The sequence below is a fragment of the Cupriavidus sp. 05T42 genome (genome assembly GCF_056396345.1).
Genome location: NZ_JBFTLH010000001.1, coordinates 170,513 through 182,969 on the forward strand (window position 1 = coordinate 170,513; position 12,457 = coordinate 182,969).

Consider the following 12,457-nt stretch of genomic DNA (forward strand, 5'->3'; position numbering starts at 1 on the left):
CGCCCCCTCAACCCTTGTACCTGGCTTGCAACTCGGGCAGCAGTGGCTGCGGCGGCGTAATGCCAAGCCGCTTCTCCGTGCCGATCAGCCAGCCCGTGCGGTGCCATTCCTGCACGACCTTGTCTACTGCGGCGACGGTATCCGCCTCCCCCTTGCGCGCCCAGACCACCGATGGCGCGGGCAGGATCTCGGTCGGAATCGGCGCTGCGTAGCCGGCCCACTCGGCATTGGTACGCAGCAGCGGATGGATCAGCGTGGCGTCATGGACCGCCGCCACGCATTGGCCGCCACGCAAGGCCAGCAGCGATTCGGATGCGGTTTTGAAACCGCGTACCTGGGCGCCGTATTGCTCCTGCAGCGGCTTCACGAAGCTGCTGCCCTGCGATGCGCAGACGGTCTTCCCGCGAAGGTCATCCCATTGATGGATGCCGCTGGTCTTGAGCGCCGCGGCGGTACCGCCCACGCGATAGAACGGCGTGGGCGCATAGGACAGCAGCTCACCGCGATCGGCGTTGTACTCCATCGAGGCGATCAGCAGGTCTACCTTGCCTGCCTGCAGGAACTGCACGCGGTTCGACGGATTGACCTGTACGAGTTCAGCTTCCACGCCTAGCCGCCGGGCGAGGTCGCGGGCAAGTTCGGGATTCCAGCCGATCAGTTGCTGGGTCGCAGGATCGATCGATCCGAAAGGGCCCCCGTTGACCAGCACGCCGATGGCAACTTTGCCGCGTTGCTTGATCTTGTCGAGCGTGGCATCAGCGTGCGCCGGCTGCGTGGCGAGGAGGGTGAACGCGAGTGCGGCGATGGCGCGCAGGGTGTGGTCGGTTGTCATGAGGCTTGGGTAGTGGAAGCTGGTCAGCCGGCGCCTGGAAAAGGCATCGCTGCACAGCAAGGGAGATTCCCATGAAGGGGTGCGGCGGCGGTGCGCAGCAGCTAGTTCAGCGTGATCCCGGCAGATACGATGACCGCCGCGTATCGGGGCAAATCCTTCGATAGCGTGTCGTCGAGCGCCCGCGCCGAAGAGGCCACCACAACAAAGCCGGCCTCTTCAAGCTGCTGCCTGGTGGACGGCTGGGTCAGCACGGCCGTGGCATCGCGGTTGATGCGCTCGACAACCTCGGTTGGCGTGCCGGCCGGGGCAAGCAGGCCCTGCCAGCTTTCCACCGCGAAGCCCGGTGCACCGGATTCGGCCATCGTGGGCACTTGCGGGAGCGCCTTCGAACGGTAGGGCGTGGTGACGGCGAGCGCGGTCAGGCGTCCGTTGCGCACGTAGTCGGTGACGGCGGCCAGCGTGATCAGTGTGGCGTCGATATGGCCACCGAGCAGATCAAGCGTGGCAGGGCCGCCGCCGGGGTATGGGATGTAGTTGACCTCGATGCCGAGCTGGCGCGACAGCATTTCATGCGCGACGTGGGCGATCCCACCATTGCCGGGCAATCCCAGCGCGAGTTCGCCGGGCTTGCGCCGCGTCAGCGCCAGGTACTCGCCGAAGGTTCTCACGCCCAGGTCGGGACGGACGACCAGGATCTGCGGGCTGACGACAGCCTTGGTCACGCCACGGAATGCGTGCCGCGTGTCGTAGGGCAGCCGCTTGAACAGCGAAGCATTTAGCGTTACGCCTTCGCCGCCCAGCAGCAACGTGTAGCCGTCCGGCGTGGCGCGGGCCACCTGGGCCGCGCCAATTGTGCCGCTGGCGCCGGACACGTTTTCGACCACCACGCTCTGGTGCCACCGCTCGCTGAGCTTCTGCGCCAATGTACGGGCCAGCTTGTCGGCGCTGCCGCCAGCCGACACCGGTACGATGATGCGGACGGTCCTGGCCGGAAAGCTGTCGGCCGGCGTGTCGGCGATGGCGGCGGTTGCGCAGGCGGAGCAGGCAAAGGCCACCAGTGCGGATTTCAATGTGTCGAGCAGTCTGCGGCGCAGCATGATGAAAGCCAGTATGAGTCCGGACACGCCTGCCGACACGATGTCGGCATGCAGTCAAGCAATGTCGCGGACCAATCAGCTTATGGAGGGATGCATCCAATACGAACAAATCTTTTCGTACTTGGATATGCGCGCCCGACTTGCACGCTCAACGTGGCGTCAACGACCCTGCGGAAGTGGCAATTGAAGATGGTCCCGCAACGTGCGGCCCTCATAGTCGCGTCGGAACGCTCCGCGAGCTTGCAGGATCGGCACCACCTCGCGCGTGAAGTCTTCAAATCCACCGGGGAAATAGGCGGGCATGATGTTGAAGCCATCGGCGGCGCCGGCACGCACCCATTCGATCATGTGGTCGGCCACCTGTGCGGCGGTGCCAACCACGATCTGGTGGCCGCGCGCACTGGCCACCAGATGATAGAGCTGGCGCAGCGTTAGCCCGCGGTCACGCGCCAGCCTGATGAGCAACGCGCTGCGGCTATGCACGACGACCTGCGCGGGCAATGGCGGCAGCGGCGCGTCGAGCGCGAAGCCAGACACGTCGACGGCGAGTTGCTCGGCCAGGATGGCCAACGCATTCGACTGGTCGGTGAAGGACTGCAGTTGCGCGAGCTTGTCGTGTGCCTCTGCCTCGGTCGCGCCGATGATCGGCATCAGGCCGGGCATGATCAGGCAATGACGCGGATCGCGTCCCGCTTCAGCCACCTGCCGGCGCAGGCCGTTTGCAAACTCGGTCGCCGATTCGAGGTCCTGTTGCGCGGTGAAAACCACTTCCGCATGACGCGCGGCCAATGCCTGGCCCGGGCCCGACGAACCTGCCTGGATCAGCACGGGCTGTCCCTGTTCACTGTTCGTGACGTTGAGTGGGCCGGCGACCGAGAAGTGACGGCCTTCGTGGTTCAGCGGGTGCATCTTGTCCACGTCGATATAGATGCCACCAGCCTTGTCCTGAACGTACGGGTCCGGATCCCACGAGCGCCAAAGCCCCTTTATCACCGAGACGAACTCTTCGGCAATGGCATAGCGTTCGGCGTGATCGGGGTGACGGCTGCGGCTGAAGTTCACCGAGCCGTCCGCGAATGTGGTCACGATGTTCCACGCGGCGCGGCCGCGCGACAACTTGTCTATGGTCGCCAGCGTTCGCGCCAGGTTGAACGGTTCGCTGTATGTCGTCGACGCGGTGGCAGCCAGCCCGACATGTGTGGTCACCATCGACAGCGCAGCGAGCATGGCCAGCGGATCGGGGCGCGTGATCATCGAAGGATGGGCGTCGGCGGAAGTCAGCAGCCGGTCGCCGAAGAACACCATGTCGAACTTCGCGCGCTCGGCCGCCTGTGTCATACGCACGACCAGGTCGATGTTCTCGGTACCAGACTCGGCGCCTGGGTATCGCCAACCGGCCGCATGATGCCCGGCCGCGAGCAGGAACAATCCAAGTTTCATGATTGTCTCTGCTCAGTTTCCCTGCACTGTGCTGTCCTTGACCACACGCGCGGCAATCTCGTGTACCTGGCGGATGCGCTGCGACGTCTGCTCMGCCGTCAGCGTCTGCACATCCACCTGGACGCGGCCCAGCGCGGCAACGGTGTCGGGCTCTGCCAGGATCTCGCCGATCCACTGACGCAGCCTGGCCAGCACCTCGGGCGGCACGTTGCGCGGCGCGGTGATGAAGAATGCACCGGCCAGCGAGTCTTCCCAGCCCTTGATACCCGCATCGCGGATGCTGGGCACGTTGGGCAGGTCTGGCGAACGCGCACCACCGAAGTAGGCGAGCGCGCGCAGCTTACCCTGCTTGATGAACTGCGTGCTGAGCGGATCGAAAACCAGGTCCACGTGGCCCGCCACCACATCGGCCACGGCCGGCGCACTGCCCTTGTAGGGCACGTGCCGGATATCGATGTTGGCGAGCCGCTTGAGCAGTTCGCCAGCCAGGTGCCCCGGGGTGCCATTGCCCGAACTGGCGAACGTGAGCTTGCCGGGATTCGCGCGCGCGTAGGCAATCAACTCCGGCAGTGTTCGGATCGGCAGCGCTGGGTTGATAGCCACCGTCGCCAGCGAGTTGCCGATATAGGCAACGGGCACGAGGTCGTAAAACGGGTCGAACTTTACGGTCATTAACTGCGGAGCGATGGCCAGGTTGCCGATCGACGTATTGAGCAGTGTGTATCCGTCCGCCGGAGACGCCGCCACGAAGCCGGCCCCGAGCGTGCCGCCTGCGCCGGCCTTGTATTCGATCACCACCGGTTGTCCAGCCTTCTCGGCCAGCCGCCTGGCAATGATCCGTGCGACGTTGTCATTGGTGCCTCCGGGTGTATAGGGCACCACGTAGTTGATCGGCTTCGACGGGAAGGGCTGTTGTGCAGATGCGGTCACGGTGGCGGCGTGGAGCACGGCGAGTACCGCAAGCGCGGCGCGCAGGGGCGCAGGTAGAGCGGGAAAGTGCATGACGATCGGGAACGGAAAAAGATGGGCTTGGGCGCATGAAGCAGACCGACCATCGTAGGTCGATACGCGTGGCGCCGGAACTGCCGATTCGTCATGTCGTTAGCCGCTCAGGTGATAAGCGGCTTGCACCCGGGGCCACGGGTGATGCGACCACTTCAGGAAATAGGTAACTCTGATCTGCACGATGTTCATTCTTGTAACCAGTGCCCCCTCCCGGTCGGTACTCCCGGGGGCTAAGTCGTAAGAGGGATCTCAGCGCTCCCGGGTGAGGGCAGCTCGACATTCGTCATCCCTTTGCTGTAGTCCACAAGGCCCATTTCGCTCCACGTGTGCCCCCGGCTTTCCACCGCCCACATTGTGTTGCGACCCTCCGGTCGAGGAGCCCGCAACACATCTGCCGGACGACGCCGAAAGCCGACATCTCACCACCCCATGGAATTCACGCCCCGTGCAACAGACTTCTCAGGCGTTGTGGGGGGGGCCGGTGCAGCATCGGATACCGCGTCGGCATCGAGATCCCGATGCACGGTTCGCCCCCCGTATCGCTCCTGCAACCGTTTCCACACCCGAGGCGATGTATGCGTTCGCTGACTTGTCCGAATTCTCTGTGGATTCAACGTGCTACGAGAGGGTGGCACAGGCATCGCTCCCCTCTGTCGTGATGTAGCTTCACGGGACATAAGTGCGCCATGGTTATGTTTGGCTGGTAATAATCCGCAGCGCCCTGCGCGCGGGAAGTGTGGGGACAAAGGCGATCGGCAGCATCGCCAACGCCCCGGCGGCATGACCCCCTTTTGCAGGAGAGACCGACATGCCCAAGACAGTGCTGGCTGTATTCGGTACCCGCCCCGAGGCCATCAAGATGGCACCGCTCATCCATCGGCTCAGGGAATCCGCGAATTTCGATCTCCGGGTATGCGTAACGGGCCAGCACCGGCAAATGCTCGACCAGGTACTGCGGCTCTTCGACATCGTTCCGGACTTCGACCTGAACGTCATCAGCCATGGTCAGAGCCTGTCGGACATCACCACGCGTGTGCTTTCCGGCGTGCACTCCGTGCTGGACCGGTTCCTGCCGGATGCCATGCTTGTGCATGGCGATACCACGACCACCCTGGCCGCAACGCTCGCGGCGTTCTATCGCAACGTGGCCGTCGGACACGTCGAAGCGGGACTGCGCACCGGCAATCTCGGCGCCCCCTGGCCTGAAGAGATGAACCGGCGCGTGACCGACGTGATGGCGTCCTGGCATTTCGCGCCGACGCGGCAGGCCCGGGAAGCGTTGTTGCGCGAAGGTGTCGATCCCTGCGGCATCAGCCTGACTGGCAACACCGGCATTGACGCCCTGCTGCGGGTCAAGGCCCGACTGGATGCCGATGTGCAGATGCGTTGCCAACTTAGCGCGCGCTATCCCTTCCTGGATGCGTCGCGCAGGCTCGTGCTGGTAACGGGGCATCGTCGCGAGAACTTCGGTACGCCATTCGAGCGCCTGTTCACCGCGCTGCGCGCGTTGGCGGACCGCAATCCGGATATCCAGATCGTCTACCCGGTGCATCTCAACCCGCGCGTGCGAGAACCGGTGCAGGCGATCCTGAGCGGGCATCCGGACATCCACCTGATCGAGCCCCAGGACTACCTGCCCTTCGTGTTCCTGATGTCGCGCGCCCACCTGATCATCACCGATTCGGGCGGCATCCAGGAGGAAGCGCCGGCGCTGGGCAAGCCGGTACTGGTCACGCGGGAAACCACCGAGCGGCCGGAAGCCGTGGCCGCCGGCACAGCGCGGCTGGTGGGTACCGATCCGGCAAGGCTCATCGTGGCGGCAGAACAGTTACTGAACGATGCGGAGGCCTACGCGCKAATGGCGCGTGCCCACAACCCGTTCGGCGACGGCCGCGCCAGCGAACGCATCGTGCAGGCGCTGGAGGGCGAGCACCCCGGTGCATATGGGGAATGCGGCGACGAGTCGGCCGATGCCGACGCCGTCAGCCTGTAGTACAGGACCTGTCCTGGCGACATCGGCGGTTCAGCGCAACCGCCCGCCGGGCTGGTAGTTGGTCAAGAGGAGCGAAGCAATGAACCTCTCACGTATTGCAGCAGCAGCAACAGCTGTGGCTGTCGCGGGTGCCACGGCACCCGCCACCACCTTTGCCGCATTGAGCGGCGAAGCGACGACGGCGACGGCTGGCGCGCCGCTCTACCTGCCCGCGAGTCCGGCGGACCCCGGAGGGCTGGCAGGCTACGACCATGGCGTCCAGCTCGACTTCGCCTACGAATCCGACGGCAAGGGCAAGGACAAGGCGCAAAAAGACAAGATCAAGGCTAAACAGCCGAAGAAGGTCAAAGCCGGGCCAAAAGTGCGTTCGGGCCAGTACACGCTTGCACCGGCGCCGGCGGCCGAGCCGGACTGACGGCCGTTCAGGCACACGCACGCATACGCGTATGTACGCGTCGCGGCCGCCTGGCTTGTACCGGGAGGCAAACCGATATTCATCGCGTTGGGAGATGACCGTGTTCAACCAACTCCAATCTTTCCTGCGGCGCACGAGCGCGTTAATGCTCCTTGCGCTCGCGTTGGCCGCTGTCTTGCCGGCCATGACGCATGCCGCCACCAATCAGATCGCACTGCTGGTGCCCGATGGCCTCAGCCTTCCCGATCCGCGCGTCTCGGCGTGGCTGGACGCCGCACAGGAAGAGGGACTGAAGATCACCGTCATCAACGACACGCAATTCCAGCAGGGGATTACCCCCGCCCAGTTCTCCGGCGTGATCCTGCCAGACCAGGTCCATGTGAATGCGAGCGATGCGCTGATCGCGGCGCTCGATACGTATGCGAACCAGGGCGGGCAACTGATGCTGGTGTACGACTTCGGCGCGCTGACCACCACGGGGTTCTATGCATCGCCCAAAAGCCGGCTCAGCAGCCTGGCCGGCGTTGACTACGTGCTCTACGACCAGCTGCTCGGTAACATGATTGGCGTGGGACCGATCACCGCATTGGGGACCACGCTCAGGACCCTGCAGGTGCCGCCGGGAAAATCCATGGTGTGGGATGCGGCGGGCACCGATCCCGTGGAAGGCATCTCGGGCTATGTCTACGGCTTCCTGATCTATCCGAGTTTCGTCACCCAAGGCACCTATACGGGCACCGCGCTGGTGACCTCGCCGAACTTCGGTCTCGTGGCGGGGTTGCGCAATGTCGGATCGGGGCGGGTGCTGTTCGTCAACTTGCCACTTTCGTACCTGAAGGGCCAGACGGACGGCATGCTGATGCACGGCTTCCTGCGCTACTTCGGCAGCAACCTGATGAAGATGGCGCGCCTCTCGGCCCAGCCTCAGGCACGTGGCGGCCTGGTGCTGAACTGGCACTTCTGCGCGGGTGACCAGGTTGCACCCGCGAACGTTCTCAAGAGCCGGGGTACCTTCAACAACGGCCCCTTCTCCATTTCCATCACGGCGGGTCCGGACCAGATCACCGGCGGTGACGCCAAAGGCGTCAACCTGTCCGGCAACATCACGGCCCAACAGCTGGTGGCGTACCTGCTGTCCAAGGGGCACCGGATTGGCAGTCATGGGGGCTGGATTCATGATTTCTGGGGCGCCAACGCCAGCGAGACCAACCAGGCCACCTTCGAGCAGTACCTGGTGATGAACAAGCAAAGCGTGGAGAGTGCCACCGCGATACCGGCCGTCGAATACGCCGCGCCGGAAGGCAATACACCGCAGTGGTCCGTCAATTGGCTGGAGGCCAACGGCAACAGCAGTTATTACTTCCTCGGCCATACGGGCATGGCACCGACGCGGAGTTATCGCAATGGCGTGCTGTCGAACAACACCATCCGTGCCTTCCCGGTGATGCCGTTCGGGCCCTATGCCACGTTCGAAGAGTTCGATGAGTTCAACGTTCCGGCTGCCACCATCACCACCTGGTACCGGCAACTGATCGACTTCGTGGTGAAGAATCGCACCGGCCGGCTGATCTACATGCATCCGCGGGGCGCCGCCGACTACCCGACGGTGCTCAATGCCCTGTTCAACAAAGCCGCCAACCTGAAGGCCAGCGGGCAGTTCAACTGGTACACGATGGATACCCTGGCGCAGTTCGGCCAGCGTCGCGAGCAGACCACCTGGCAGGCCACCGATACCGGCAACGCATGGTCGTTCCAGGCCAGCCACCCGACCGACCTGACCGACATGGCCTGGGTCCTGCCGCGCTCCGGCTATAGCCAGCCGGTGGTGACGCAGGGACTCGCCACGGTGACGTGGGATGCCGCCAACTGGATCGTCACCGCTACGGGGGGCAACTCGCTGGCATTCGTCGCCGGCAAGCACTGATGCGCGGGGTTGGCTGCGGCAGCATGGCAAGCCCCACGGAAAACGACACGGGAGGGCATTGAGCATGCGCCTGGTGTATCGCCTGTTTCTCTCGATGAACGCACTGCTGGTCTTCAGCATGTCCGCGCCCGAGACGAAGGCCACGGAAGCACCTGTGAGGGGCGAATCGTTCGCCCGCGGGTCCGTCCCTCCGAAAACCGCCACCAGGCCGTCGCCAGGAACCGTGACGCTCGCCGCTGCCGGACCCGGTGCCGGCGCGATGGAAGTTGCGATGCCGATGCTGGACACGCTGGAAAGCGATGGCGCGCCTGAGCCAGCGCTGCGCCCCCGCCCCCGCTCCAACGTCGCGGCGCTGAAGCCGCCCCTGCGCGAGGAAACCCGGGCGATCGCGCGGCCCATGACGGTCGTGCTGATGCTGATCGTGGGGTTGGTGCTCTTCTATGCCGTTCGTCACTACCTGTTCACGCTGAACCGGCTGTTCGGGGAGCAGCGCCACCCGTACCTGGACATCGACATCGCGGACTGGCCCACGCTGACCGTGCTGGTCGCGGCACATAACGAGGAGGCGGTGATCGCCGGGTCGCTGAAGTGCCTGCTGCACGCGGACTATCCCGTCGACCGGCTCACCATCATGCCCGTCAATGACCGCTCCAGCGACCGCACGCGCGAGATCATCGACGACTTCGTCCGGCAATACCCGGGCCGTGTCACGCCGTTCCACCGCACGAGTGGCAAGCCCGGCAAGGCCGCCGCCCTGAAGGATGCCAGCGAGGCCGTCGCCAGCGACATCATCATCGTGTTCGATGCGGACTACCTGCCGCCTGTAAATTTGCTCAAGCAACTGGTGGCCCCGTTCTTCGATCCCGAGGTTGGCGCAACCATGGGCCGCGTGGTGCCGCTGAACCTGGGCAGCAACCTGCTGACGCGGTTGCTGGACCTGGAACGCTCTGGCGGCTACCAGGTGGACCAGCAGGCGCGCATGAACCTGAGCCTGGTGCCGCAGTATGGCGGTACCGTCGGCGGCGTCAGGATGCGGGCACTGCGCAGCGTGGGCGGCTGGCACGACGATGTGCTGGCCGAAGACACGGACGTGACCTACCGGCTGCTGCTGGCCAACTGGAAGACGGTCTACCAGAACTGGTCGGAATGCTATGAGGAGGTGCCAGAGACCTGGCCGGTGCGCATACGACAGATCATGCGCTGGACCAAGGGCCACAATCAGGCGTTGTTTCGACACGGGCTGAAGATGGCCACCTGCMGGCACCACGGTCTGTTCGAAAAGATCGACGGCGTGGCGTTGCTCGGCATCTACATGATGGCGCCGCTGATGCTGCTCGGCTGGCTGATGGCGATCCTGCTGTTCTATGCCGGCGGCCTTTCGCTGTTCGGTGAAGCCGTGATCCTGTTCGCGCTGATGTCGTATGGGACGCTCGGGAATTTTGCGGCGTTCTTCGAGATCGCGGCTGCCGTCTACCTGGACGGCACACGTGAACGCATCCGCCTGCTGCCACTGAACTACTTCGGCTTCCTGGTCAGCATGCTGGCCGTGTCGCGCGCCATCTTCAGCCAGGTGGTCTTCGACTACCTGCTGCGCCGCGAAATGCGGTGGGACAAGACAGCGCGCTACCGGCAGAGGAGCTGACCATGTGGCCCCTGCTGCTCGGCACGCTCACCATGCTGGTCTTTGCGCTGCCGCTGTTGCCGTCCGTGATCGAGTGGCGGCGCCGCCGCGATACCCACCCGCTGGCCATCGATGGCGAACATACGCTGGACGTCGCGGCGGTGGCGGCGGGATTCCGCGCGCTCGCCGCGCGGCATGGCGATGGCAACGGCCTGCACGCCGTGGCACACCCACTCGACGACCTGGGCCCCGTAGTCCATGTCACTGGCAAGTTCATGCCGAAGGCGGCGGAGGCATTCGATGGCGTGTGCGAGCGCGCCATCGTCACCGGCGGATCGCTGGTGCTTCCGGATCTCCACACGTTTTCCCGGCCCATCTACGGCCGCCGCAGTATTTCCACGGGCCGGCGCAATCGCACGCAGGTACTGCTGTCCGAAGGCGAGATCCTGATGCGCAGCGGCAGCGAGCTGCAGCGCTGGGCGCATGCGCGCAGTATCCACGTGGAGGCGAAGGGGCGCTTGCTCGGGCCAGCTTCGGCGCTGTACGGCATCCGCCTGGAAGACGAATGCGAGTTCACCTCGGTCAGCGCCGCGGTGATCTGGTTCGGCCCACGCCACGCTGGCGTGCCATTCGACATGGATGCCGCCGCACCGGCCGGGGGAGACTGGGCCCATGCCGTCATCGTGCCGCCCGAAGCCAGGGATGGCCGCTGGCTGGTCACGCATGATCTGACATTTCCCGCCAGCACCTTGTATCGCGGCGACCTTGTCGTGCATGGCGACTTGTGGATCGGCACCGGGGCGCGCATCATTGGCAGCGTCAAGGCAAGCGGTGGCATCTGGCTGGGTACGCGGGTGCGCATCGACGGGGCCCTGATTGCCGCGGGCGCCATCTCGGTGGCGCGCGAATGCGTCATCGCCGGACCCGTGGCCGCCGAGCGCGAGATCGATGTCGGCGCGCGCTGTACGATCGGCACAGCGGACAAATGCACCACCCTGGTGGCGCCGGTGCTTCGCGTGTGCGCCGGAACAGTGGTTTATGGCGCGGCATGCGCCCCGGAGGGAGGAAGGGTCTTGTCGGATGGCCATGCGGCCACTCCACCATGCCCCGGCACACCATGAAGACATTGCTCACGCTGCTCCTCCTGATTGCTACCAGCCTCACCGCGCCGGCGCGCGCCGCCGAGCTGGTGATGGCCGACTACCAGCGGCCCGACGGGGCGATCACGACCTATTTCAACGGGGACTCGATCGATCCGTACTTTGCGTCGAAGGCACTGCTGGCGGCGCAGGACGCCGGCATGACCACGCGAACCGCGGCCATCCGCTGGATCGGCTGGCTGCTTCCGCGCCAGCACGCGGACGGACGCTTCGACCGTTACTGCGTGAAAGGCCAGCGCTTCGTCTCGTGCCAGGAGGCTGACGCCGACGACGCGTTGATGGCGGTCTGGATGGAATTGCTGGTACGCGCGGCGCCGCCCAAGGGCATGCCGCCGGCGTGGCAGGCCAGTTTCGACAAGGCGAGCCGGCACCTGGACACCCTGCGCGCCCCGGCTTCCGGCGTCTACCTGATCTCGGCCAAGCTTCCGGTGGCCCTGCTGATGGACAACGTGGAAGTGTCGAGTGCCTTCAAGGCTGTCGGCGACTATCACCGGCGCCGCGGCGATGCCGCAGGCGCCGCCGGCTGGATGCGCAAGGCCGAACAGCTCGACAAGGACATCCTGCGGGTGTTCTGGCGCCCCAACCTGGGCTACCTCGTCAGCACCCAGCCACGCACCGAGTCGGAGTTCTACCCAGACGCCGTGGCGCAGATCTTCCCCATCCTGGCCGATATCCGGCCCGCCAGCCGGCCCCATGCGGCGGCCTACGCGTTGTGGATGAAGGAGAACCGCATGGTCTGGCTGCAGATGTCCGAGGCCGACTTTCCGTGGGGACTGGTGGCCCTGGTGGCCGACAAGATGGGAGACAAGGAAGCGATTGCGTGCTGGCGCATGCGCTCCATCCAGTTCCGGCATGGCACGCACTGGAATGTCCTGGAGGAGGCGCTGTACCTGGCATTCGCGTCACGCCTCACTGCGGAACAGGTGGTGGCACCGCCTCCGGCTGGCATGCGGTGTCGCTGATTTGCATC

At 65.0% G+C, this 12,457-nt stretch carries 10 protein-coding genes; 6 read left to right on the forward strand and 4 right to left on the reverse strand.

Annotated features, from left to right (window positions below):
- Window positions 1-7: 7 nt before the first annotated feature.
- From AC1EJR_RS00725 to AC1EJR_RS00740, 4 genes are all read right to left on the reverse strand, one after another.
- Entirely contained in the window at window positions 8-832 is an 825-nt protein-coding gene (locus AC1EJR_RS00725; RefSeq protein ID WP_092294008.1) for a transporter substrate-binding domain-containing protein, read from the reverse strand.
- A 101-nt stretch (window positions 833-933) separates the two neighbouring features.
- Complete coding sequence (locus tag AC1EJR_RS00730) at window positions 934-1,929, reverse strand: tripartite tricarboxylate transporter substrate binding protein (protein WP_092294006.1); 996 nt, start codon at window positions 1,927-1,929, stop codon at window positions 934-936.
- 159 nt (window positions 1,930-2,088) lie between these two features.
- Window positions 2,089-3,369: an LLM class flavin-dependent oxidoreductase gene (locus AC1EJR_RS00735; RefSeq protein ID WP_441591237.1), complete on the reverse strand. Its 1,281-nt coding sequence runs from the start codon at window positions 3,367-3,369 to the stop codon at window positions 2,089-2,091.
- Between the two features lie 12 nt (window positions 3,370-3,381).
- Window positions 3,382-4,371, reverse strand: a complete 990-nt coding sequence (locus AC1EJR_RS00740; RefSeq protein WP_477105180.1) for a Bug family tripartite tricarboxylate transporter substrate binding protein — start codon at window positions 4,369-4,371, stop codon at window positions 3,382-3,384.
- An 811-nt stretch (window positions 4,372-5,182) separates the two neighbouring features.
- Here AC1EJR_RS00740 and wecB point away from each other — a divergent pair.
- From wecB to AC1EJR_RS00770, 6 genes are all read left to right on the forward strand, one after another.
- Complete coding sequence (gene wecB, locus AC1EJR_RS00745; RefSeq protein ID WP_477146795.1) at window positions 5,183-6,367, forward strand: non-hydrolyzing UDP-N-acetylglucosamine 2-epimerase; 1,185 nt, start codon at window positions 5,183-5,185, stop codon at window positions 6,365-6,367.
- 79 nt (window positions 6,368-6,446) lie between these two features.
- Window positions 6,447-6,782 carry a hypothetical protein gene (locus AC1EJR_RS00750; RefSeq protein ID WP_477113134.1) on the forward strand — a complete coding sequence of 112 codons (336 nt, stop codon included), beginning with the start codon at window positions 6,447-6,449 and terminating at the stop codon, window positions 6,780-6,782.
- Between the two features lie 145 nt (window positions 6,783-6,927).
- The gene (locus AC1EJR_RS00755; RefSeq protein ID WP_177219900.1) at window positions 6,928-8,706 is read left to right on the forward strand and encodes a polysaccharide deacetylase family protein; all 1,779 of its coding nucleotides are present in this window, start codon (window positions 6,928-6,930) and stop codon (window positions 8,704-8,706) included.
- A gap of 64 nt (window positions 8,707-8,770) precedes the next feature.
- The gene (locus AC1EJR_RS00760) at window positions 8,771-10,348 is read left to right on the forward strand and encodes a glycosyltransferase family 2 protein (RefSeq protein WP_092293994.1); all 1,578 of its coding nucleotides are present in this window, start codon (window positions 8,771-8,773) and stop codon (window positions 10,346-10,348) included.
- 2 nt (window positions 10,349-10,350) lie between these two features.
- Complete coding sequence (locus AC1EJR_RS00765) at window positions 10,351-11,448, forward strand: bactofilin family protein (protein WP_092293992.1); 1,098 nt, start codon at window positions 10,351-10,353, stop codon at window positions 11,446-11,448.
- Entirely contained in the window at window positions 11,445-12,449 is a 1,005-nt protein-coding gene (locus AC1EJR_RS00770) for a prenyltransferase/squalene oxidase repeat-containing protein (RefSeq protein ID WP_255370786.1), read from the forward strand. Before AC1EJR_RS00765 ends, AC1EJR_RS00770 begins: the two co-directional genes overlap by 4 nt.
- Window positions 12,450-12,457 lie beyond the last annotated feature (8 nt).

What these genes read in the sequence shown, in the direction of transcription:
- AC1EJR_RS00735 (WP_441591237.1), bottom strand. Translation starts at nt 3,369, where the DNA reads ATGAAACTTGGATTGTTCCTGCTCGCGGCCGGGCATCATGCGGCCGGT.
- AC1EJR_RS00770 (WP_255370786.1), top strand. Translation starts at nt 11,445, where the DNA reads ATGAAGACATTGCTCACGCTGCTCCTCCTGATTGCTACCAGCCTCACC.
- AC1EJR_RS00750 (WP_477113134.1), top strand. Translation starts at nt 6,447, where the DNA reads ATGAACCTCTCACGTATTGCAGCAGCAGCAACAGCTGTGGCTGTCGCG.
- AC1EJR_RS00725 (WP_092294008.1), bottom strand. Translation starts at nt 832, where the DNA reads ATGACAACCGACCACACCCTGCGCGCCATCGCCGCACTCGCGTTCACC.
- AC1EJR_RS00755 (WP_177219900.1), top strand. Translation starts at nt 6,928, where the DNA reads ATGCTCCTTGCGCTCGCGTTGGCCGCTGTCTTGCCGGCCATGACGCAT.
- AC1EJR_RS00730 (WP_092294006.1), bottom strand. Translation starts at nt 1,929, where the DNA reads ATGCTGCGCCGCAGACTGCTCGACACATTGAAATCCGCACTGGTGGCC.
- AC1EJR_RS00765 (WP_092293992.1), top strand. Translation starts at nt 10,351, where the DNA reads ATGTGGCCCCTGCTGCTCGGCACGCTCACCATGCTGGTCTTTGCGCTG.